Source organism: Brevundimonas sp. (genome assembly GCF_019636155.1).
GTDB lineage: Bacteria > Pseudomonadota > Alphaproteobacteria > Caulobacterales > Caulobacteraceae > Brevundimonas.
On record NZ_JAHBYB010000003.1, the window covers coordinates 277004 to 297750 of the forward strand.

Here is a 20747-nt window from a genome sequence, read left to right on the forward strand (position 1 = left end):
AGCCCCGCTTCCTCCGCTCCCGCCGCCGCGAAGTCGCTGGCCTCGCGGCCTCCCCATGCGACGGGACCAGGGGAGTATAGGGCCGTTCTCAGCCCAGGCGTGCGAGATGGGGTTGGCGGTGGGGATTTGTGGGTGGGATCAGGGGGTTGAGTTCCCTGACGCGCGCAGTTGGCGTTCCTGACCCCTCTCCCGTTGGGAGAGGGCTTGAGGCTCGCAGAGCGTAGCGATGCGCATAGCCGAAAGGGTGAGGGGTTACGACGCCCGCCCGGTGAAAGCGAAACCCCTCACCCTTTCACGCAAGTCCAATCGCCCTGACGGGCTCTTGGGCGTTCAAGCCCTCTCCCCATGGGAGAGGGGGCGCGTGGGGTGGTCCCCTCCGCCGCCTGTGGCGGTCCTCCTCCCCCGGCCGGGGCGGACCTGTCAGTCGCGCAGAAGCTCGTTCACGGCGGTCTTGGCGCGGGTCTGGGCGTCCACCCGCTTGACGATGACGGCGCAATACAGGCTTGGGCCGCCGTTCGGGTCGGGCAGGGAACCCGGCACGACGACGGAATAGGCCGGGACCTCGCCGCGGAAGACCTCGCGCGTCGCACGGTCGATGATCTTGGTCGAGGCCGACAGATAGACGCCCATGGCCAGGACGGCGCCTTCGCGGACGATGACGCCCTCGGCCACCTCGGCGCGGGCGCCGATGAAACAGCCGTCCTCGATGATGGTCGGATTGGCCTGGAGCGGTTCCAGCACCCCGCCGATGCCGGCGCCGCCGGACAGGTGCACATTCTTGCCGATCTGGGCGCAGGAGCCGACCGTGGCCCAGGCGTCGATCATGGCGCCCTCGTCCACATAGGCCCCGATGTTCACGAAGCTGGGCATCAGGACGACGTTGCGGCCGATGAAGGCGCCCTGGCGCGCCACCGCGCCCGGAACGGCGCGGAAGCCGGCCTTCTCGAAATCGGCCTCGGTCCAGCGCGACCATTTGCCGGGAACCTTGTCCCAATAGGGGCCGGGCGTCGGATCGCTGAGCCCCATGAAGACATCGACCGGCCCCGCCATGCGGTGGTTGTCGTTCAGCCGGAAGGACAGCAGCACCGCCTTCTTCAGCCACTGATGGGTCGTCCAGACGCCGTCGGCGCCGCGCGAGGCGACGCGGGCCTGGCCGGAATCCAGCAGGGACAGGGCCTGATCGACGGCGTGGCGGACCTCGCCCTGGGTGGCGGTCGAGATGTTCGCCCGGTCTTCCCAGGCGGTCTCGATGACGGAATCCAGACGAGCGATGTCGGTCATGCGGCGGCCTCTTCAAAGGTCAGGGCGGTCAGGAAGTCCAGCAGGTCGGGGGCCATGTGGTCGACATGGTCGCCGATGGGCTTGCCATGGCCGTCGCCGATCAGGACGGTGGCCATGCCCAGGGCCTTGGCGGCCTCCAGGTTGCGGGGCGTGTCCTCGAACATCACGGCGCTGCGTGGCTCGAAGCCGAAGCGTTCGATCATGCGGCGATAGGCGGAGGGGGCGGGCTTGGGCGTCAGGTCGCCGTCCTCGATGGCGAAGACGCCGTCGAAACAGTCGGCGATCCCCAGGCGGGCCAGCACACGATGGGCGTAGTCGCGCGCGCCATTGGTGAAGACGAAGCGGCGGCCCGGCAGGCGCTTAAGTTGTTCGGCCAGGCGGGGATTCGGCTCAAGCGAATCCATCGGCACGTCGTGGACCTCGTGCAGGAAATGGTCGGCGTCGATGGTGTAGTTGGCCATCAGCCCGGCCAGGGTCGTTCCGTGTTCGTCCAGGAACTGGCGCTGCAGCACCCGGGCGCTGTCGGGGTCCAGGCCCACGGCCTCGACGACATAGGCGTTGATCCGGGCCTGGACGAGAGCCATCAGCCCCTGCTCGCGCGGGTAGAGGGTGTCGTCCATGTCGAACACCCAGGCGGTGACGTGGGACAGGTCGATCAAGACGCCTTCACCAGAGTGCCCGCGCCGTGTTCGGTGAACAGCTCGACCAGCATGGCGTGGGGGCGGCGGCCGTCCAGGATGACCACGGCCTCGACCCCGGCGCGGACGGCGGCCATGGCGGTCTGAAGTTTGGGGATCATGCCGCCGGTGGCCACGCCCGTGTCGATCAGTCCCTGCGCCTCGGCCAGGGTCATCTGGCGGATGATCTGGCCGTCCGCCCCCCTGACGCCCGGAACGTCGGTCAGCAGCAGCATACGCTTGGCGTCCAGGGCGCCGGCGACGGCGCCGGCCACGGTGTCGGCGTTGACGTTGAAGGTCTGGCCGTCTTCCGAAACGCCGATGGGGGCGATGACCGGCACCCAGTCGGCGTCGGATTCGATCAGGCGGGTGATCAGCTTGGCGTCCACCCGGGTCGGTTCGCCGACAAAGCCCAGGTCCACCTCATGCTCGATCATGCTGTCGGGATCGCGCTTGGTGCGGCGGGTCTTTTCGACCGTCAGCAGGCCCGCGTCCTTGCCCGACAGGCCGACGCCGCGCACATCAGCCTCCTTGCCCGCATGGGTGATCCAGGCGGCGATCTCCTTGTTGACCGCGCCGGACAGGACCATCTCGGCCACCTGCATGGTGTCGGCGTCGGTGACGCGCAGGCCGTCGACGAAGCTGGATTTCACCCCCGCCTTGTCCAGCATGGCGCTGATCTGAGGTCCGCCGCCGTGGACGACGACCGGGTTCACCCCCATCAGTTTCAGCAGCACCACATCGGCGGCGAACTGCCTGGCCACGGCGCTCTCGCCCATGGCGTGGCCGCCGTATTTGATGACCACGGTCTCGCGGTCATAGACCTGGATATAGGGCAGGGCCTCGGCCAGGGTCCGGGCCGTGTCCCAGGCGCGTTCGTCGGATTGGCGTTCGGTCTCTTCCATGGCCGGTGCGATAGCGCCGGGACGCGGCGAAGTCACGATGAAACCGGGGCCGTTCCGGGCCGTTCAGCCTGGATGAAGGAAACCGAGATCGACGACCGCGACCTGACGCCTTCGGACCCGGCCGACCCGGCGTCCCTGCAGCATGTGGACGCGACCCTGTGTCCCGAGTGCCAGGGGGCGGCGGTGCTGCCGGACGGAGAGACCTGTCCGGTGTGCGAAGGCACGGGCAAGGCGGTGGGGCGGACCGGCGGGGGGTGACCAGGCGACGGCGTCCGCGGCCGGGCCCCCTCCACCGCTTCGCGGTCCCCCTCCCCCGCGGGAGAGGATTTTCAGGCCGCGTCGGGGAACAGGGCGCAGGCCTGGTCGAACTGGGCGGAAAGGGCGTCCAGGGCGTGGTGCAGGTCCGGGTGTTCGCCGTGGCGGGCCAGGGCCAGCAGGGCGGCGTGGGTGCGGGCGGCCAGGGCGGCGGGGCGGGCGGCGCCGGGACGCTGGCGGCGCAGATCGGGGCTGAGGAAGGCGTCGATGGCCTGGGCCTGGTCCGGGGTCGGCGTCAGGGGGCGGCCCAGGCGCTGGGACATCAGCCCGGCCTGGCCGCGCCAGTCGGCGATGAAGTCGTCCCAGGCCATCAGGTGGCGCGGCAGGCCGCGGCCGGCGCGTTCGGCCTCCAGCACATGGCGCAGCCACAGGCGCACGGCCCGGGCCGGGTCCATGCCGTTGCGGGCGTTCAGGCTGGCGGCGACCTCCAGCGGATCGCGGATCGGGGCGACCACGACCGGGGCGTAGCCCGCGCCCTGCAGCACCCGGCGCCAGAAGGGGAAGAAACGGCACAGGCGCGGATCCTTCAGGACGATGGCGTCCGCGTCGCCGAACTCGGCGTGCAGCACCCCGGCCGCTTCCGACGCCCAGGCCGGGTCGGACAGGCGGGCGGGGTCCAGACGGCGCCCGTCGTCCCAGGACGAGCCCGCGGCGGCCAGCAGCCGGTCGTTGAAGGCCGTCACCACCTCGCTTTCCCAGAAGCCCCTGGGGTTGTCCTCGGCCGGGCGCATCAGGGTGCGGGGCGGGGCGGCGCCCAGCAGGGCCAGGGTTCCGGCGACCGAGGAGGTCCCGCTGCGGTGCATGCCCAGCACCACATAGGCCGTGCGATCGGTCATGCGCCTTCCCTCGATTCCGGTTCCGCCTGATCGCAGACGCGGGCGGGCGGCGCAACCGGCGGGCGTCATCGTCTTTCGTCCGACATCACAGGCGGGTAGAAGGCGGCATGGCCCTTTATCCCGTCATCATGTGCGGCGGCGCCGGCGCCCGGCTGTGGCCGGCGTCGCGGCCGTCGCGGCCCAAGCAGTTCCTGGCCCTGGTGGGCGACCGGTCCCTGTTCCAGGAGACGGTGGCGCGTTGCGCGCCCCTGGCCTCGGGCGCCGGGCGGCTGATCGTGGTGGCGGGGGCGGCCCACGCCGGATGGATCGACCGCCAGCTGTCCGACCTGGGGGTCGAGGCCACGGTGCTGCTGGAGCCCGAGCCGCGCGATTCCGCCCCGGCCATGGCGGCGGCGGCGGCCTGGATCGCGGCGCGCGACCCGGACGGGGTGGCCGCCTTCGTCGCCTCGGACCATTTCATTCCCGACCACGACGCCTTCCGACGGGCGGTGCGCGAGGCGGCGAGCGCCGCCGGGGCCCAGGGGCGGATCGTGACCCTGGGCGTCCGGCCCCGCGCGGCCTCTTCGGCCTATGGCTATATCAAGCCGTCGGGGCGGGGGCTGAGTCCGGTCCAGGCCTTTGTCGAAAAGCCCGACGAGGCGACGGCCGAGGCCTATATCGGCGCGGGCTATCTGTGGAACAGCGGCAATTTCATCGTGCCGGCGGCGACCCTGGTGGAGCAGCTGGAGCGCCACGCCCCGGCCGTCCTGGCGGCCGCGCGGGCGGCCCTGCCCGAGGGAGAGGCGACGGTGCTGGACGAAGACTTCCGCACCGCGCCCAAGGTCTCGATCGACTATGCGGTCATGGAGAAGACCGATGTGGCCAGCGTGCTGGAGGTCGATTTCGACTGGTCCGACCTGGGCGCCTGGGACGCGATCGCGGCGACGGGAGCCGGATCGGCCGGAACCCAGGTCCTGGTGGACGGCGAGAACTGCCTGATCCGCGCGCCCGAAGGCGTGGTGGTCGCCGCCGTGGGGGTGCGCGACCTGGCCATCATCGTCGAGAAGGACGCGGTCCTGGTCTGCGACCTGAACCGGGCCCAGGACGTCAAGGGGGTGGTCGAGACCCTGAAGGCCGTGGCGCCGGGCCGTCTGGACTTCGACCTGGACGAGGCGGCGGGCGAGACCCTGCAGTAGGCCACCATCGGTTCGGATCAATCCGAATACATCTCGTCACCCTCGGGACAGGCCCGAGGGTGACGCGTTTATGGGCCCACCCAGGGGCTCAGCCGTAGTCGACGCCGGTCAGATACAGGCCGTCCGACGGCGCCACGGGGCCGCAGGCGGCGCGGTCGCGGGCGTCCAGGGCGCCCTTGAGGTCGTCGGGCGACCAGCGGCCCAGGCCGACCTGGACCAGGGAGCCGGTCATGGACCGGACCTGGCGGTGCAGGAAGCTGCGCGCCGCGAAATGCAGATGCACCTCATCGCCCGCGCGCTCGACATGGGCGAGGTCCAGGGTCTTTTCCGGGCTGGCGGCCTGACAGCCGGCGTCGCGGAAGGTGGTGAAGTCGTGCCGCCCGACCAGATGGGCGGCCGCCGCGTTCATGGCCGCCACATCCAGATCGCCCTTCACATGCCAGACCCGCCCCCGGTCCAGGGCCGGGCGGCCGGGCCGGTTCAGGATGCGATACAGATAGCGCCGGCCGACGGCGGAGAAGCGGGCGTGCCAGTCGTCATCGACCACCACGCAGTCCAGGATGGCCGTGGCCTGTTCGACCATATGGGCGTTCAGGGCGTTCATGACCGTGCGCGCGGGCCAGGCCTTGTCCAGATCGAAGCTGACCACCTGGCCGGTGGCGTGGACCCCGGTGTCGGTGCGGCCGGCGGCGGCGATACGCACCGTCTCGCCGCAGAAGGCGGTGATGGCCGTCTCGATCGCCCCCTGAACCGTCGGCTGGCCCGCCTGGGCCTGGAAACCGTTGTAGGCCGAGCCGTCGTATTCGACCGTGGCGCGATAGCGCGGCATCAGCCCAGCACCGTTCCCGGCGCGAGGGGGAAGCCGCGCAGCATCTCGTCCGCGCCCTGGGCCGACTTGCCCGCGCGCTGGACCCGGACCAGGCGCACCGCGCCCGAACCGCAGGCCACGGTCAAGGAGTCGTCCAGCACGGTTCCAGGCGCGGCCGAGCCGTTGGCCATGGCGGACATCAGGACCTTGATGCGGTTGGGCCCATCAGGGCCCTGAACCTCGAACCAGGCGCCGGGGAAGGGCGACAGGCCTCGGATGTGGGCGTCCACCTGGGCCGCCGGGCGGTTCCAGTCGATCCGGGCCTCGGCCGGGGTGATCTTGCGGGCGTAGGTGGGTTCGCCCTCCTGGGGCGTTTCGGTCGCCGCGCCGCGTTCGATGGCGGCCAGGGCGCGGGGCCACAGGGCGGCGCCCACCGTGGCCATCCGTTCGCCCAGGGACGCGGCCGTGTCGTCGGCCCGGATGGCCATGACCTCGCCCAGCAGGACGGGACCTTCGTCCAGACCCTCGCTCATCCGCATGATCTGGACCCCGGTCTGGGCGTCGCCGGCCATGATGGCGCGCTGGATCGGCGCCGCCCCGCGCCAGCGCGGCAGCAGCGACCCATGCAGGTTGAAACAGCCCAGCCGCGGCGCCTCCAGCACCTCGCGCTTCAGGATCTGGCCGAAGGCGACGACGCAGGCGGCGTCCAGATCCAGACTCTGGAAGATCTCGACCGCCTCGGGCGTCTTCATGGTCTGGGGGGTGAAGACCGACAGGCCCATGGTCTCGGCGAAGGCGTGGACGGGCGAGGGGGTCAGCTTCTGGCCCCGGCCCCGGGGGCGGGGCGGCTGGGAATAGACGGCCACGATTTCGTGCCCGGCGGCGATCAGCTCGGCCAGGGACGGCACGGCGAATTCGGGGGTGCCCATGAAGGCGAGGCGCATTGGCAAATCCAAAACCGGGGTCCCGCCCTCAAGCCGCGAGCGACCGCGTCACGACCTCAAGAGCGCTGGTGAAGCCTCAGTCCCAGCGGGTGAAGACGCCGCCGCCCTCGTCCCACTCGCCGCCGGTGTCCAGGACCTCGTCGAAATCCAGCAGGCGGTCGATCAGCAGGCCGGCGACCAGGCCGATCACCCCGACCCCGACCAGGGTGGCGACCGAGGCCACGCCCGCCTTTTCGGCGCGGGTCAGGCGGCGGCGGCCCGAGGCGTCGATGACGCGGTTGAAACCCTTGCGGAGGTGGCGGCGGCGGCGCGGGCGCATCAGGCGGCCATCCGGGCGTTTTTCTTGACCTTGGCCACGGCGCGCTCGCGCTTCAGCCGCGACAGGTGGTCGATGAACAGGACGCCGTTCAGGTGATCCATCTCGTGCTGGATGCAGACGGCGTAGAGGCCCTCGGCCTCTTCCTCGACGGTCTGGCCGTCGTAGTTCAGATAGCGGATGCGGACCCGGGCCGGGCGTTCGACGGCGTCGAAATATTCCGGGATCGACAGGCAGCCTTCCTCGTAGGTGAACATCTCATCCGAGGACCAGAGAATCTCGGGATTGGCGAAATGGCGCGGGTTGCGGCGCTTTTCGGCGGCCTCGGGGGTCTCTTCCTCGCCCTCTTCGACCTCGCAGGCGCCGTCGCGGTCGCCCAGGTCCATGACGATGACCCGCTTCAGCTCGCCGATCTGGACGGCGGCCAGGCCGATGCCGGGGGCGGCGTACATCGTCTCCAGCATGTCGTCCATCAGGGCGCGCACGGCGTCGTCCACCCCGGCGACGGGAGCGGAGACCTGCTTCAGGATCGCCAGGTCGGCGGCGTTGTCGATGGTCAGGATGCGACGGATGGCCATGGCGGTCAGGTAGGGCCCGGCGCGTCCGGGGTCAAGATTTCCCAGCGGGGCGGTGGGTTATGCCGCATCCTGGGGCGGCAGGTCGCGGGGGCGGCGCTGGGCGTCGATGGCGACATAGGTGAAGACCCCATCGGTCACCCGCACGGGCGGGGCGCTGGCGCGGTTGCGCGACCGTTTCCAGGCCTCGACATGGACCCGGATGGAGGTGCGGCCGGTCTTCAGGATGCGGGCGTAGATCGACACCTCGTCGCCGACGGCCACCGGCTGGTGGAAGACCATGCCGTCCAGGGCGATGGTGACGCAGCGCCCCTGCGCCCGTTCGAAGGCCGGGGTGGCGCCGGCCAGGTCCATATGGGCCAGCAGCCAGCCGCCGAAGATGTCGCCTTCGGGATTGGTGTCGGCGGGCATGGCCACGACGCGGCCGACGGGCTGGCCTTGGGGCAGGTCGGAGAGGGAGGCGGGATCGGTCATGGCGGGGGCTTAGACCATTTTCGGTCCAGCCGGAATCCGCGGCGAAGTTCAGTCGCCCTGATCGGGTCGGCGCGAACGGGTTGCGCCGGCGGGCGGCTTCAGGGCCAGCCGACGGGGCGGCGGACTGAAGGCCACGGCCTGGCTGAGAGCCCGCCAGTCGGCGCCCAGGGCCAGGGCGGCGGCCAGGTCCTCGAACATCGCCCCCTCGCGCAGCCGCCGCCGCAGCAGGGCGACCCCGGCCAGCAGGCGCGCCGCCTCGACCAGGCGGGGGCCGCCGCGCTCCAGGGCGCCGATGTCCTCCAGCGCGCCATGACGCCAGCCCTGCTCGGGCGGGCGGGCCAGGACCATGGCGAAACGGTCCTCGGGGCTGACCCGTTCGGCGATCCAGCGCCAGCGTTTGGCCCGCGGCCCCTTGCGATAATGGCCGCGTCGGGTGGGCAGGCCGTGCTCGGCATAGACCGACAGGGCCGTGGCCTCGACCTGGTCCAGCAGGGCGGTCAGGGCGTTGGCCTCGGGCTCGGCGCGACCGGCCTCTGCGAAGGGGTCGTCCTCGGCCTCGAACCAGGCCGTGGGCGAGCGGCGGCGGAACAGTCCGCCCCAGCCGCCGGAACCGGAGCCCCAGGCCATGGCTCAGTCGATGTTCAGGGCGCTGGTGACCGAGATGTCATAGACCACGCGGCTGATGCTCTGGACGAATTCGAAGAATTTCCGCATCTCGGCCGCACCGGCGTGCGGGGCGTAGATGACGTCGTCCGGCTGGATCATGAAATTGTTGGCGATGAAGAAGCCCGAGGCCTCGGTCAGGTCCAGCTGATAGACGACCGGGACGCCGCGCACCGTGGGGGCCTGGGTCAGGCCCAGGGCCTGGGCCGTCTCGGGCCGCTCGAAGCGGAAGATCAGGACCCGGCGGGCGTTGGCCAGACCGGAGTTCAGCCCCCCGACCGAACCCAGGGCGCCGGTCAGGCTGAGCTGGCCGGCCGGCATGTCCAGCTGGCGCACCGCGCCCAGGGCGCCGAAGGTGGCGTAGCGGCGCGGCTTGTAGGCCAGGTTGATGATGTCGTCGCGCCGCAGCCGGACGTTCTCGGTCATGTCGGTGGCGACGGCGCCCAGGGGGGCCGAATAGGTGCGGCCTTCGCGGCGGATGTTGACGACGATGTCGTCGGCCGGGCGGGTCGGGCCGCCGACGGTGGCCAGGACATCCAGGATGCGGTCGGCGTTGGCGCTGAGCGGGGCGCGGCCGGGCTGGCGCACATCGCCCAGGATGGTGACGGTGTTGGAGTTGTTCTGGGCCACCGAGACGGTGACCTGGGGATTGCCGACCCGGCCCTGGAAGGCGCGGCGGATGGCGTCGGCGGCCTGGGGCGCGGTCAGGCCGTCGACCCGCACGCGTCCGGCGAAGGGCACGCCCACCTGGCCGTCGCGGTCGACGACCATCAGCGGCAGGGTCTGGGAGCCGGACTGGACGCTGGGTCCGCCGGTGGACGAGCCCACGCCGCGGCCGAACAGGGCGCCGGAGGGTTCGAACACCGCCACGGCCAAGGCGTCGCCGATGCCGATCACGTCCAGGGGCGCGTCGCTGGAGGCCTCGGCCAGACTGCCCAGAAACTGGGGCGGGACGGCTTTGATTCGCTCGGTCAGGGCGAAGTCCAGAGGCACCAGGGCGTAGCCGCCCATGGCGTCGGGAGCCGAGGCGCCGCGGTCGATCGCCCGACTGGACGGCCCGTCGCGCGGCAGGGTCGAGCAGCCGCCCAGGGCGGCCAGGAGCATCAGGGTCAGGATGGAACGCGACATGGCGCCTCTGAAGGTCGAACGCCGCCTTGCTTAATAGGCTTTAGGGCAAGGGGCCAGTGGGGATGCGCCGCCGGGCGCTCAGGCCCCGTCCAGGGCCTGGGCGACGCGCTGGAAATGGGCCTGCCAGCTGGGGGCGGGATAGGGGGCGGTCTCGGCCGGGGCGGCGGGCGCGCGGGCGGCCTCTTCCAGGGCACGGAGCCAGCCCAGGCCGTCCAGGGGATCGATCAGCCGGGCCTGCGGCGTCAGTTCCCGGTGGGCCGGGATGTCCGAGGCGATCAGGCGCACCCCCAGGGCCGAGGCCTCGACCGCCGGCAGATCGAACCCTTCCACCGACGAGGGCGCCAGCACCGCCCGGGCGCCGCGCATCAGCTCGACCAGGGCGGCGTCGGGCAGGTCGGAGGCCTGATGCACCAGGCCCTGCAGGGCGGGCGACCGCTCCAGCAGGTCCAGCACGGCCTCGTTCTCCCAGCCGTAGCGGCCGATCAGGGCCAGGCGCGGGGCCGCGGGCCCCATCCCTTCGGCCAGGCGGCGCCAGACGGTCAGCAGGAAGGCCAGGTTCTTGCGCGCCTCGATGGTGCCGACATGGACGAAATAGGGCGGGGTCTCGCCCGGCGGGCCGTTGCGGTGGAAGACCGGCTCTATGCCCAGATGGGCCACGGTCACCGGCGGCGGGGCCAGGCCCTCGGCCGCGGCGAAGGCCGTCAGTTCGTCGGCCGTATATTGCGAGTTCACCAGCACATGGGAGGCGTGGTTCAGGACGATGCGGACCCGGCGGCGATGTTTGGCGGCGTCGCCGGCGCGGCAGAACTCGGGATGGGTGACCGGGATCAGGTCGTGGATCATCGCCACCCGCCGCGTGCCCTGGGCGGCCAGGCCGGACAGGATGCCCGGAGTGTTCAGACTGGTGTGGCCGACGTTGAAATAGAGGCCGCCGGACAGGTCGGCGGGCAGGGCGCGCGAGTTCAGGAACTGGCGCCAGACCCGGCGGGGCCGGCGGACCCGGCCGGCGGTCTCGCCCTCGGGCGGGGGCGGGGGGCTGAGCACCGAATGGGCCGGGGGCGCCGGCGCGCGCAGGGCGTCGAACAGCCGCTTCTCGTGCGGGGTCAGGGCGCGGGCGGCGTGGGCCCCGGCCCATTTCCCGCGCATCTCGGCCACGCTGTCGGCGAACCAGGCCGGATCGACCGCCACCAGGGCGTCGCGCCGCGACCGCACCGGCGACAGGGAGACCTCGGGCAGGGACAGAAGCCATTCGGCATAGGCCAGGCAGACCCGGTCGACGCCGGTCGGGGCCGCCCGCTCGGTGCGGCTGAGCAGGCGACTGGCGTCGAACAGGATCTGGCCGCGCATCAGGCCCCGACTTTGGCGTACAGCTCGCGCAGACGGGCCTGATAGGCTTCGGGCGAGAATTTCGCCGCCTGGACCCGCCCCTTCTCGATCAGGGCGTCGCGCAGGCCGGCGTCGGCGTCCAGGGCGCGGATGCCGCGGGTGATGGCCGGGACGTCGTAGGGATCGACGCTGTAGGCCGCGTCGCCGGCCACCTCGGGCAGGGAGCCGCCGGTCGAGGTCAGGACGGCGGTGCCCAGGGCCATGGATTCCAGCACCGGCAGGCCGAAGCCTTCATAAAGGGAGGGGAAAAGGGTCGCCTTGGCCCCGCGGATCAGGCTGACCAGCATGGCGAAGGGCATGTATTCGTAGGTCAGCAGCTTCTCGGACATGCTGCTCTCGGACTTCTTGATCTGGCCCATCAGGGCCGTCTCGCCCTCTTCCAGCCAGGCCCGCCCGCCGATGATGACCAGGGGGCTGTCGGCGCCCGAGGCCAGATAGGCCTCGACGATCCGGCCCAGGTTCTTCTTGGGCTCGATGGCGCCGAAATAGAGGAAATAGTCCTTCCAGCCGAGGTCGAAGATGCCCGCCAGCTCGCGGGCCACCTCTTCGTCGGGGCGGTCGGCCAGGGCCGGGGGGACGCTGACGGACTGGTAGGTGTTGGTGACCCGGTCCTCGGGCACGCCCAGCAGGCGCACCACGTCCTCGCGCGTCTTTTCCGAGACCACGGCGATGTGGTCGGCGCGCCGGACGATGCGACGGCACAGCCGCAGGAAGGCGGCCTTGTTGTCCAGGGTGGTGTGCGGCAGGCGCAGAGGGATCAGGTCGTGGATGGTGTAGATGTTCGGCACGCCCCGCGCCTCCAGCGGCAGGGGGCAGGTCCAGTGCATCACGTCCGGCGTCGCCTCGGTCGCGCCCTGGGCGCCCCGGGCGTCGAAGGACAGGGGGGTGAAGGTGCGGTAGCGGGCGAAGGCGTTGTTGGCCGAGCGGAACAGGTTGCGCGACGACCAGAAATAGTCGGCCCGGGGCATGCCGCCGCCGGTGCGGGGCCAGATCACCTCGCCGGTCGGGCGCACCGGCCGGGCGCTGCGGCCATAGCGGCTGGCGTAGAGGCCGGCATGGCGCGCCAGGAAGGGCGGCGCCTTGGCCGAGGCGGCGTCGGTCAGGGCGATCTCGTTCAGCACCGGGTTCTTGCGATAGGGGGCGCCGGGTCCGTAGAGGACCTGGGTCCCCATGCCGATGGCCTGGGCGTTGATCAGCAGGTTCCGGCCGTAGGTGGCGATGCCCGAGCCCTTGGCCAGGGCCAGGTTGAAGCCGTCGATACAGATGGAAGTCATTCGGAACCGGGATTCACATCGCCCCCCTCGGGCCCCGGCGGTATCCCACCGCCTCGGAAGACGGTCAACCGGCGGTGGCGGTCAGGCCACGTATCCCGCCTGAATCAGCTCCGAAATATGGACGATGGCCACGGGGCGGCCGTCGTCGACGACGAACAGATTGTTGATCCGGTTGGACGCCAGGCGGTCGACCACGTCGCTCATCCGGGCGTCGGGGCCGACGGTGATCGGCCGGGGGCTCATGATGTCGGCGGCGCTCAGGGCCGAGATGTCCTGGGCGAAGGCGCGACGCAGGTCGCCGTCGGTGACCATCCCCGCCAGGGTTCCGTCGGCGCGGACCACGGCCACGGCCCCCTTTCGCCCCTCGGTGATGGCCGAGACGGTCTCGGCGAAGCTGGCGGATTCCGGCACGCTGGCGGGGGCGGGGTGGTTGTCGCCCATCCATTCGCGCACGCTCTGCAGGCTCATGCCCAGGGCGCCGCCGGGGTGGTGCAGGCCGAAATCCATGGCCGAGAAACCGCGCCGGTCCATCAGCACCATGGCCAGGGCGTCGCCCAGGGCCAGGGTCATCAGGGTCGAGGTGGTGGGGGCCAGGCCGTTGGGGCAGGCCTCGGCCACCTTGGGCATCAGCAGGGTGACGTCCGAATGCCGCGCCAGGAAGCTGGAGGCCCGCTGGGTCATGCCGATGACGGGGATGTCGTTGCGATGGCAGAAGATCAGCGGATCGCGCAGTTCACGGCTCTCGCCCGAGTTGGACAGGGCCAGAAGGGTGGTGTCCGAACGCAGCATGCCCAGGTCGCCGTGGCTCATTTCCGCCGGGTGGACGAAGAAGGCGTTGGTGCCGGTGGAGGCCAGGGTGGCGGCGATCTTGCCGCCGATGTGGCCCGACTTGCCCATGCCGGTGACGACCACATAGCCGGGGCGGCTCAGGATCACCTCGCAGGCGCGGGCCAGGCTGACGTCGATCGACCGCTCAAGGGCGTCCAGGGCGGCGATGTTCAGCCGGACGACCTCGCGGGCGCGGTCGGTCATGGCGGACAGGATTTCGGGGGTCGAAGGCGCGATCTCGGCGTTCATGACCGGGAATTGCACCAGGGCGGCCGGTTGCACAACCGGGCGAAGGCCGACAACCTTAGCCGGCCTGAGGCGTTGAACGCGCCGGGACCCCAGCGCCACATCGAAGGATCCATGCCGACACAAGCCGGAAACTCACAGCCGTCGCCCCCCACGCCTCCGGTCCGCGCCGCCGGCGTGGCCCTGTTCCTGGACATCGACGGCGTGCTGGCGCCCATCGCCGCGACGCCGGAAGGGGTCGGCCCCGACCCGCGCCGCACGGCGGTGCTGGAACGGCTGGCCCGGAAGCTGGACGGGCGGCTGGCGATCCTCAGCGGTCGGACCCTGGCCGAGATCGACCGGATCGCCGGCACGCCCCTGGCCGCGGCGGCCGGGGTGCATGGGCTGGAGCGGCGCCAGGACGGCCGGACCCTGCGCGTCGCCGCCGACCCGGCCCTGGGCGACGCGGTCCAGGCCTTCCGCGACTTCGCCCGCGACCGGCCGGGCGCACGGGTCGAGGACAAGGGGCTGGCCACGGCCCTGCACTATCGCCTGGCGCCCGATCACGCCCATGCGGCCCTGGACCTGGCCCGCGACCTGGCCGACGCCAGCGGCCTGAGCCTGCAGCGCGGGGACATGGTGGTCGAGCTGCGGACGCCCGGCGCCGACAAGGGGGCGGCCCTGACGGCCTTCATGCAGAGCCCGCCGTTCGCGGGGGCGGTCCCGGTCATGCTGGGCGACGACCTGACGGACGAGGACGCCTTCCGCGCCGCCGCGGCCCTGGGCGGCTATGGGGTGCTGGTGGGGCCCGCGCGCGAGACGGCGGCGACCCGGCGCCTGGCGGACCAGGGCCAGGTGCTGGACTGGCTGGAAGCGGTGGCGGAGGCGGACGGATGAACCGGCCGAACCTCGATCTCGCCCTGATCGGCAACTGCGCCCTCAGCGCCCTGATCGACCGCAACGGACGGTTCGTCTGGGCCTGCGCCCCCAGGGTGGACGGCGATCCCCTGTTTTCCGCCCTGATGGACGGGGACGATCCCGAGCATGGATTCTGGGACATCCAGCTGGAGGGGCTGAAGCGGGTCGATCAGGCCTATGTCCGCAACACCCCGGTGCTGCGCACGGTGCTGACGGCCGAGGACGGGGCGGCGGTCGAGATCCTGGACTTCGCCCCGCGCCACCCCAAGCACGACCGGACCTATCGCCCCCTGGCCTTCGCCCGGGTGGTGCGGCCGATCGCGGGCGTGCCGCGCATCCGGGTGCGGTTGAGGCCGGCGGCCGACTGGGGCGCGCGCCGGGCCGAGCGGACGGCGGGCTCGAACCACATCCGCTATCTGTGCACGGGGGCGACCTTCCGCCTGACCACCGACTGTCCGGTGTCGCATGTGATCAACGAGCGGACCTTCCGGCTGGAACGGGCCCTGGCCTTCTTCCTGGGGCCGGACGAGGGCTATGACCAGGCGGTCGGGCCGGGAGTGGCCCTGGCCCTGGACCGGACAGTCGCCTACTGGCGCGACTGGGTGCGGACCCTCTATCTGCCGCTGGACTGGCAGGAGGCGGTGATCCGCGCGGCCATCACCCTGAAGCTGTGCGCCTATGAAGAGACCGGGGCCATCGTCGCGGCCCTGACCACCTCGGTTCCAGAATTCCCCGAAAGCGGGCGCAATTGGGACTACCGCTATTGCTGGATCCGCGACGCCTATTACGTCGTGCGGGCGCTGAACCGGCTGGGGGCGGTGGACCTGCTGGAGAACTACCTCGGCTATCTCAGGAACCTGGTCGACGCCTCGGGCGGGGGGCATGTGCAGCCGGTCTATGGGGTCGGGCTGGAGGCCGAGATCGACGAACGGATCGTCGAGACCGTGGCCGGCTATCGCGGCATGAAGCCGGTGCGGGTGGGCAACCAGGCGCGCGAACACCTGCAGCATGACGTGTACGGACAGATCGTCCTGCCCCTGGTCCAGACCCTCTATGACCAGCGGCTGGTGCGGCCCGGATCGGTCGAGGATTTCCATGCGCTGGAAAAGGTCGGCGAGCGCGCCTTCGCCCTGCACGACCAGCCGGACGCCGGCCTGTGGGAGTTCCGCACCATCGCCCGGGTGCATGTCTATTCCTCGGTCATGTGCTGGGCCGCCTGCGACCGGCTGGCCAAGGCGGCGGACCATCTGGGCCTGGCCCCCCGAGCCGAGGTCTGGCGCGAACGGGCCCGGATCATCCGTGAACGGATCGAGGCCGAGGCCTTCCTGCCGGACGAGGGCCGTTTCGGCGCCAGTTTCGGCGGGCGGGAACTGGACGCCAGCCTGCTGCAGCTGACCGACCTGGGGTTCCTGGACGCCCGGGACCCGCGCCAGGTGGAAACCTTCAACGCCATCGAACGGGACCTGAAGAAGGGCCCCTATCTGTTCCGCTATGTCGAGCCCGACGACTTCGGCGAGCCGGAGACGGCGTTCAATTTCTGCACCTTCTGGTTCATCGAGGCCCTGCACCAGAACGGCCGCTCGGACGAGGCGCGGGCCATGTTCGAGGAGATGCTGAACCGCCGCACCCATGCGGGCCTGCTGAGCGAGGACATCGCGGTGGAGACGGGCGAACTGTGGGGCAATTATCCGCAGACCTATTCCCTGGTGGGCATCATCAACTGCGCCGTGCTGCTGAGCCGGTCGTGGACGGACGTGCGATGAGCCGGCTGATCGTGGTGTCGAACCGGGTGTCGGCGCCCGTCGATCCGGCCGCCGGTTCGGCCGGCGGCCTGGCCATGGCCCTGTCGGCGGCGCTGAAGACCTATGACGGCCTGTGGTTCGGCTGGTCCGGCGAGACGGTCGAGACCTTCACCGGCGAACTGAAGCATCAGGACCGGGCGGGGGTGCAGGTGGCCCTGGTCGACCTGGAGGCCCAGGATGTCGAGGAATATTACAACGGCTACGCCAACAGGACCCTGTGGCCGCTGTTCCACCATCGGGTCGATCTGTCCGCCTACGAACGGTCATATGGCGAGGGGTATGAGCGGACCAACCGCCGCTTCGCCGAGGTGCTGGCGCCCCTGATCCAGCCGGACGACGTGATCTGGGTGCACGACTATCACATGATCCCCCTGGCGCGGGACCTGCGGCGGCTGGGGGTGACCAATCGGATCGGCTTCTTCCTGCATACGCCGTGGCCGGCGCGCCAGCTGCTGGTGACCCTGCCGCACCATCGGCGGCTGGTGGAATCGATGTTCGCCTATGACCTGGTCGGCTTCCACACGGAGGAATGGCTGGACCTGTTCCGCGACTATGTGGTGACCGAGGCCCACGGCGAGCTGGACGGCCGGGGCGGGCTGGAGTGTTTCGGGCGGCGGGTCCAGACCGGCATCTTCCCCATCGGCATCGATGTGGACGGCTTCGTGCGGGCGCGGGATTCGGCCGGGGGAGAGCGGACCTACGACCGGATGGCGGCGTCCGCGGCCTTCCGCTCGATGATCGTCGGGGTCGATCGGCTGGATTATTCCAAGGGGCTGGAGCAGCGGCTGCTGGGCTATGAGCAGTTCCTGCACGACCATGCCGAACAGCGCGGCAAGGTCTTTCTGCTGCAGGTGACGCCGATCAGCCGCGACGAGGTCGATACCTATCAGGACATCCGCGCCCGGCTGGACGCCCTGGCCGGGCGGATCAACGGCGAATACGGCGACATGGACTGGCAGCCGATCCGATACCTGAACCGCACCTATCGGCGGGACCAGCTGGCGGGCCTGTATCGCGCGGCGCGGGTCGGCCTGGTCACCCCCTTGCGCGACGGCATGAACCTGGTGGCCAAGGAATATGTGGCGGCCCAGGATCCGGAGGATCCGGGCGTGCTGATCCTGTCGCGCTTCGCCGGGGCGGCCGAACAGATGGGCGAGGCCCTGCTGGTCAATCCGTTCAGCCGCGAGGAGCTGTCGGAGGCCATAGACAAGGCCCTGGCCCTGCCCCTGGCCGAACGCCGCCGCAAATGGGAGGCCCTGATGCAGGTGGTGCGCGACACCGACGTGGCCGGCTGGCGCGACGCCTTCGTCCGGGCGCTGAAGACCGCGCCGACCTCGGGGACCGGCGCGGCCTGAAACGGCCGGATCAGAAGATCTCGAACAGCCCCGCCGCTCCCATGCCGCCGCCGACGCACATGGTGACGACGCCGTATTTGGCGCCGCGCCGCTTGCCCTCGATCAGGACGTGGCCGGTCATCCGGGCGCCCGACATGCCGTAGGGGTGGCCGATGGAGATGGCGCCGCCCGAGACGTTCAGCCGGTCATTGGGGATGCCCAGCCGGTCGCGGCAGTACAGCACCTGGACGGCGAAGGCCTCGTTCAGCTCCCAGAGGCCGATGTCGTCGACGGTCAGGCCGTGCTGCTTCAGCAGCTTGGGCACGGCGAAGACCGGGCCGATGCCCATTTCGTCCGGCTCGCAGCCCGCCACGGCCATGCCGCGATAGGCGCCCAGGGGCTTCAGCCCGCGCCGCTCGGCCTCCCTGGCCTCCATGACGACAGAGGCCGAGGCGCCGTCCGACAGCTGGCTGGCGTTGCCGGCGGTGATGAACCGGCCCTGCTGGATCACCTCGCCGCCGCCGAAGACGGGCTTCAGCGACTGAAGGCCCTCAAGCGTCGTGTCGGCGCGGTTGCCCTCGTCCTTGGACAGGGTCACCGCCTTCGCCGAGGCCTGGCCGGTGGCCTTGTCCACCACCTGCATGGTCGTGGTCATCGGCACGATCTCGGCGTCCAGCCGGCCTTCGGCCTGGGCCTGGGCGGTGCGCTGCTGGGACTGGAGAGCGTATTCGTCCTGGGCTTCGCGGCTGATCCCGTAGCGGTCGGCCACCACCTCGGCCGTTTCCAGCATGGACATATAGATGTGGGGCGACAGCTTCAGCAGCGCCTCGTCCTTCATCCGGTACAGGTTCATGTGTGGGTTCTGGACCAGGGAGATGCTCTCCAGCCCGCCGCCGATGGCGACCTGCTGGCCGTCGGTGATCACCTGTTTGGCGGCCGTGGCGATGGCCATCAGGCCCGAGGCGCACTGGCGATCCAGGCTCATGCCCGCGACCGTCGCCGGCAGGCCCGCCGCCAGGGCGACCTGGCGCGCGATATTGGGCGAGGTCGAGCCCTGCTGGAGCGCCGCGCCGAACACCACGTCCTCGATCTCGGCCGGATCGACGCCCGCCCGCTGGACCGCGTGACGGATGGCGTGGGCGCCCAGCTGCTGCGGCTGGGTGTCGTTGAAGGCGCCGCGATAGGCGCGGCCGATCGGGGTGCGGGCGGTGGAGACGATGACGGCTTCGCGCATGGGGAGGTCCTTATCGAGCGTGTGAAGGTGTTAGAGCCGGGCGTCAGGCCCCGCGCAAGCCTTGGTCTTGATCGGTCGTCGCCGGGGAACGGACCCCAATGTGTTGAAACGGCGCCACAGTCGGGGCGATTCCCCAACCTTGTCGTGGAACCGAGGCCGCCACATGCCGTTCGGCCCTCGTGCGCCAAAGCTGGAGCGACGGCGTCGTGCAATTATCTAATGGAATGAGGGACACCATGAAGCTCAAACTTCTGGCCAGTGTCGCCGCGGCGGGGCTGTTCGCCGCCGGCGCGGCCGCCGCACAGACGCCGGGATGGTATGGCGCGGCTGACGCGGGCTATCATCAGATGGACGACGCCAATCTGGAGTCGTCGACGACCGGTGCGAACTGGAACTGGGAAGTGAACAGCGGCTGGGCGGCTTTTGGCCGTCTGGGCTATCGCTTCGATCCGAACTGGCGCGTCGAGCTGGAAGGCGGCTATCGCTCGGGCGACATCGGCCGCGTTCGCGCGGTGACGGGTCCGCAGGGCCTGTGCAACGTGACCCCGGCTTCGGGCGCCTGCTATTCGCCGGAAGGCGACATGACCTCGATGACGGTCATGGCCAACATCATCTACGACTTCGGCTGGGAAGGCTGGGGCGTGCGTCCGTTCGTGGGCGTCGGTGTCGGCGTGAACAAGGTCAACCTGGACGTGGTGGGCCGTCAGCGTCAGAACCGTCCGGCCTATCTGGCCGCCGACGACAGCTCGACCCGCTTCGCGGCCCAGGCCATCGCCGGCCTGAGCTGGCAGGTCAGCGACCGCACCAACATCGACCTGACCTACCGCTATCTGAGCGGCGACATGCAGGTGGCCAGCCTGTCTTCGGGCACCGGCACGGCGACGCAGTTCGGCACCTGGGACGGCGACTATGACCAGTCGCACACGGTGAGCCTGGGTCTGCGCTATGCGTTCGGCGCTCCGGAGGCTCCGCCCCCGCCGCCGCCGCCTCCGCCCCCGCCGCCGCCTCCCCCGCCGCCTCCGCCGCCTCCGCCCCCGCCGCCGCCTCCGCCGGCTCCGACGGCGCGGCAGTTCGTGGTCTATTTCGACTGGGATCGCTCGGACCTGACGGCCGAGGCCCGCTCGGTGGTGACCCAGGCGGCCAACTACGCCAAGTCGGGCAACCCGACCCGCGTGCTGGTGGTCGGCCACGCCGACACCTCGGGCTCGGCCGCCTATAACGTCGGCCTGTCCAACCGCCGCGCCCGCACCGTCGCGGACGCCCTGGTCGCCCAGGGTGTGAACGGCGGCGTGATCGCTCTGGACGGCAAGGGCGAAACCCAGCTGGCCCGCGCCACCGCCGATGGCGTCCGCGAGCCGCTGAACCGCCGCGCAACCATCGACATCAACTTCTGAGACGCGGAGCGGGGAGCCGGATGAAACGCCGGCTCCCCGACCCCAAGATCGGAAGCGTCGATGACGCGTGACGAGAAAAGCCGCCCCCGGGTCTCGCGCCCGGGGGCGGTTTTCTGCTATTCGCCCCGGGCCAAGGGACACGAATTCGCCCCCCTGATGGGGCAGTGACGTCGTTTCCGGCGCGAGGTTTCGCCTTTCAGGACAAGTCAGTTGATCCTTGCGACGATGACGGCGACAAAGACCGCACATCCCCGA

At 70.8% G+C, this 20747-nt stretch carries 21 protein-coding genes; 6 read left to right on the plus strand and 15 right to left on the minus strand.

From position 1 onward, the window contains the following. Nucleotides 1-420: 420 nt before the first annotated feature. Genes dapD through argB form a run of 3 tightly spaced genes read right to left on the minus strand, consistent with a single transcriptional unit; the run spans nucleotide 421 to nucleotide 2863 of the window. Nucleotides 421-1281 (minus strand): 2,3,4,5-tetrahydropyridine-2,6-dicarboxylate N-succinyltransferase, encoded by an 861-nt coding sequence (gene dapD, locus KF910_RS05300; protein WP_292259348.1) that lies wholly within the window; start codon nucleotides 1279-1281, stop codon nucleotides 421-423. Beyond that, nucleotides 1278-1940, minus strand: coding sequence for a pyrimidine 5'-nucleotidase (locus KF910_RS05305; RefSeq protein ID WP_292259349.1), 663 nt, complete (start codon nucleotides 1938-1940; stop codon nucleotides 1278-1280). The genes dapD and KF910_RS05305 overlap by 4 nt, the downstream gene beginning before the upstream one ends. Next, the gene (gene argB, locus KF910_RS05310; RefSeq protein ID WP_292259350.1) at nucleotides 1937-2863 is read right to left on the minus strand and encodes an acetylglutamate kinase; all 927 of its coding nucleotides are present in this window, start codon (nucleotides 2861-2863) and stop codon (nucleotides 1937-1939) included. Before argB ends, KF910_RS05305 begins: the two co-directional genes overlap by 4 nt. Before the next feature lie 72 nt (nucleotides 2864-2935). Between argB and KF910_RS05315 the strand changes: the two genes are divergently transcribed. Continuing rightward, nucleotides 2936-3121, plus strand: coding sequence for a hypothetical protein (locus tag KF910_RS05315; protein WP_292259351.1), 186 nt, complete (start codon nucleotides 2936-2938; stop codon nucleotides 3119-3121). Nucleotides 3122-3192: 71 nt separating this feature from the next. Here the strand turns inward: KF910_RS05315 and KF910_RS05320 are convergent, their stop codons facing one another. Further along, nucleotides 3193-4014, minus strand: coding sequence for a sulfotransferase family protein (locus KF910_RS05320; protein ID WP_292259352.1), 822 nt, complete (start codon nucleotides 4012-4014; stop codon nucleotides 3193-3195). A 107-nt stretch (nucleotides 4015-4121) separates the two neighbouring features. Between KF910_RS05320 and KF910_RS05325 the strand changes: the two genes are divergently transcribed. Continuing rightward, nucleotides 4122-5189: a mannose-1-phosphate guanylyltransferase gene (locus KF910_RS05325; RefSeq protein WP_292259354.1), complete on the plus strand. Its 1068-nt coding sequence runs from the start codon at nucleotides 4122-4124 to the stop codon at nucleotides 5187-5189. A gap of 88 nt (nucleotides 5190-5277) precedes the next feature. Here KF910_RS05325 and truA read toward each other — a convergent pair whose 3' ends face one another. The 10 genes from truA to KF910_RS05375 form a co-directional block, all read right to left on the minus strand. Next, entirely contained in the window at nucleotides 5278-6018 is a 741-nt protein-coding gene (truA, locus tag KF910_RS05330) for a tRNA pseudouridine(38-40) synthase TruA (RefSeq protein ID WP_292259356.1), read from the minus strand. Further along, nucleotides 6018-6941, minus strand: coding sequence for a methionyl-tRNA formyltransferase (fmt, locus tag KF910_RS05335; protein ID WP_292259358.1), 924 nt, complete (start codon nucleotides 6939-6941; stop codon nucleotides 6018-6020). The genes truA and fmt overlap by 1 nt, the downstream gene beginning before the upstream one ends. A 76-nt stretch (nucleotides 6942-7017) precedes the next feature. Further along, a complete protein-coding gene (locus KF910_RS05340) occupies nucleotides 7018-7260 on the minus strand; it encodes a hypothetical protein (RefSeq protein ID WP_292259359.1) in 243 nt (80 codons plus the stop codon). After that, complete coding sequence (def, locus tag KF910_RS05345; protein WP_292259361.1) at nucleotides 7260-7835, minus strand: peptide deformylase; 576 nt, start codon at nucleotides 7833-7835, stop codon at nucleotides 7260-7262. Before def ends, KF910_RS05340 begins: the two co-directional genes overlap by 1 nt. Nucleotides 7836-7892: 57 nt before the next feature. After that, nucleotides 7893-8306, minus strand: a complete 414-nt coding sequence (locus KF910_RS05350) for an acyl-CoA thioesterase (protein WP_292259363.1) — start codon at nucleotides 8304-8306, stop codon at nucleotides 7893-7895. 48 nt (nucleotides 8307-8354) lie between these two features. Continuing rightward, nucleotides 8355-8933, minus strand: coding sequence for a hypothetical protein (locus KF910_RS05355; RefSeq protein ID WP_292259364.1), 579 nt, complete (start codon nucleotides 8931-8933; stop codon nucleotides 8355-8357). Between the two features lie 3 nt (nucleotides 8934-8936). Further along, nucleotides 8937-10097 (minus strand): polysaccharide biosynthesis/export family protein, encoded by a 1161-nt coding sequence (locus KF910_RS05360; protein ID WP_292259366.1) that lies wholly within the window; start codon nucleotides 10095-10097, stop codon nucleotides 8937-8939. Nucleotides 10098-10175: 78 nt separating this feature from the next. Then, entirely contained in the window at nucleotides 10176-11444 is a 1269-nt protein-coding gene (locus KF910_RS05365; protein ID WP_292259368.1) for a glycosyltransferase family 4 protein, read from the minus strand. Continuing rightward, nucleotides 11444-12757, minus strand: a complete 1314-nt coding sequence (locus tag KF910_RS05370) for a glycosyltransferase family 4 protein (RefSeq protein ID WP_292259370.1) — start codon at nucleotides 12755-12757, stop codon at nucleotides 11444-11446. The genes KF910_RS05365 and KF910_RS05370 overlap by 1 nt, the downstream gene beginning before the upstream one ends. Nucleotides 12758-12838: 81 nt before the next feature. Beyond that, nucleotides 12839-13849 carry a KpsF/GutQ family sugar-phosphate isomerase gene (locus tag KF910_RS05375; RefSeq protein ID WP_292259372.1) on the minus strand — a complete coding sequence of 337 codons (1011 nt, stop codon included), beginning with the start codon at nucleotides 13847-13849 and terminating at the stop codon, nucleotides 12839-12841. A gap of 96 nt (nucleotides 13850-13945) precedes the next feature. Here KF910_RS05375 and otsB point away from each other — a divergent pair, with 96 nt between their 5' ends. The 3 genes from otsB to KF910_RS05390 are packed head-to-tail and all read left to right on the plus strand — an operon-like array spanning nucleotide 13946 to nucleotide 17885. After that, nucleotides 13946-14707: a trehalose-phosphatase gene (otsB, locus tag KF910_RS05380; RefSeq protein WP_292259374.1), complete on the plus strand. Its 762-nt coding sequence runs from the start codon at nucleotides 13946-13948 to the stop codon at nucleotides 14705-14707. Beyond that, complete coding sequence (locus KF910_RS05385; protein WP_292259376.1) at nucleotides 14704-16491, plus strand: glycoside hydrolase family 15 protein; 1788 nt, start codon at nucleotides 14704-14706, stop codon at nucleotides 16489-16491. Before otsB ends, KF910_RS05385 begins: the two co-directional genes overlap by 4 nt. Beyond that, on the plus strand, nucleotides 16488-17885 hold the full coding sequence (locus KF910_RS05390; protein ID WP_292259378.1) for an alpha,alpha-trehalose-phosphate synthase (UDP-forming): 1398 nt from the start codon (nucleotides 16488-16490) through the stop codon (nucleotides 17883-17885). Before KF910_RS05385 ends, KF910_RS05390 begins: the two co-directional genes overlap by 4 nt. A 10-nt stretch (nucleotides 17886-17895) precedes the next feature. Here the strand turns inward: KF910_RS05390 and KF910_RS05395 are convergent, their stop codons facing one another. Further along, nucleotides 17896-19098, minus strand: coding sequence for an acetyl-CoA C-acyltransferase (locus KF910_RS05395; protein WP_292259379.1), 1203 nt, complete (start codon nucleotides 19096-19098; stop codon nucleotides 17896-17898). A 236-nt stretch (nucleotides 19099-19334) separates the two neighbouring features. Here KF910_RS05395 and KF910_RS05400 point away from each other — a divergent pair, with 236 nt between their 5' ends. Continuing rightward, nucleotides 19335-20492: an OmpA family protein gene (locus KF910_RS05400; RefSeq protein ID WP_292259381.1), complete on the plus strand. Its 1158-nt coding sequence runs from the start codon at nucleotides 19335-19337 to the stop codon at nucleotides 20490-20492. Nucleotides 20493-20747 lie beyond the last annotated feature (255 nt).

Coding starts and splice junctions, on each gene's coding strand:
- def (WP_292259361.1), bottom strand. CDS start 7,835: ATGGCCATCCGTCGCATCCTGACCATCGACAACGCCGCCGACCTGGCG.
- KF910_RS05395 (WP_292259379.1), bottom strand. CDS start 19,098: ATGCGCGAAGCCGTCATCGTCTCCACCGCCCGCACCCCGATCGGCCGC.
- KF910_RS05365 (WP_292259368.1), bottom strand. CDS start 11,444: ATGCGCGGCCAGATCCTGTTCGACGCCAGTCGCCTGCTCAGCCGCACC.
- fmt (WP_292259358.1), bottom strand. CDS start 6,941: ATGCGCCTCGCCTTCATGGGCACCCCCGAATTCGCCGTGCCGTCCCTG.
- KF910_RS05325 (WP_292259354.1), top strand. CDS start 4,122: ATGGCCCTTTATCCCGTCATCATGTGCGGCGGCGCCGGCGCCCGGCTG.
- KF910_RS05355 (WP_292259364.1), bottom strand. CDS start 8,933: ATGGCCTGGGGCTCCGGTTCCGGCGGCTGGGGCGGACTGTTCCGCCGC.
- KF910_RS05385 (WP_292259376.1), top strand. CDS start 14,704: ATGAACCGGCCGAACCTCGATCTCGCCCTGATCGGCAACTGCGCCCTC.
- KF910_RS05360 (WP_292259366.1), bottom strand. CDS start 10,097: ATGTCGCGTTCCATCCTGACCCTGATGCTCCTGGCCGCCCTGGGCGGC.
- KF910_RS05315 (WP_292259351.1), top strand. CDS start 2,936: ATGAAGGAAACCGAGATCGACGACCGCGACCTGACGCCTTCGGACCCG.
- dapD (WP_292259348.1), bottom strand. CDS start 1,281: ATGACCGACATCGCTCGTCTGGATTCCGTCATCGAGACCGCCTGGGAA.
- truA (WP_292259356.1), bottom strand. CDS start 6,018: ATGCCGCGCTATCGCGCCACGGTCGAATACGACGGCTCGGCCTACAAC.
- KF910_RS05320 (WP_292259352.1), bottom strand. CDS start 4,014: ATGACCGATCGCACGGCCTATGTGGTGCTGGGCATGCACCGCAGCGGG.
- KF910_RS05390 (WP_292259378.1), top strand. CDS start 16,488: ATGAGCCGGCTGATCGTGGTGTCGAACCGGGTGTCGGCGCCCGTCGAT.
- KF910_RS05340 (WP_292259359.1), bottom strand. CDS start 7,260: ATGCGCCCGCGCCGCCGCCGCCACCTCCGCAAGGGTTTCAACCGCGTC.
- KF910_RS05350 (WP_292259363.1), bottom strand. CDS start 8,306: ATGACCGATCCCGCCTCCCTCTCCGACCTGCCCCAAGGCCAGCCCGTC.
- argB (WP_292259350.1), bottom strand. CDS start 2,863: ATGGAAGAGACCGAACGCCAATCCGACGAACGCGCCTGGGACACGGCC.
- KF910_RS05370 (WP_292259370.1), bottom strand. CDS start 12,757: ATGACTTCCATCTGTATCGACGGCTTCAACCTGGCCCTGGCCAAGGGC.
- KF910_RS05400 (WP_292259381.1), top strand. CDS start 19,335: ATGAAGCTCAAACTTCTGGCCAGTGTCGCCGCGGCGGGGCTGTTCGCC.
- otsB (WP_292259374.1), top strand. CDS start 13,946: ATGCCGACACAAGCCGGAAACTCACAGCCGTCGCCCCCCACGCCTCCG.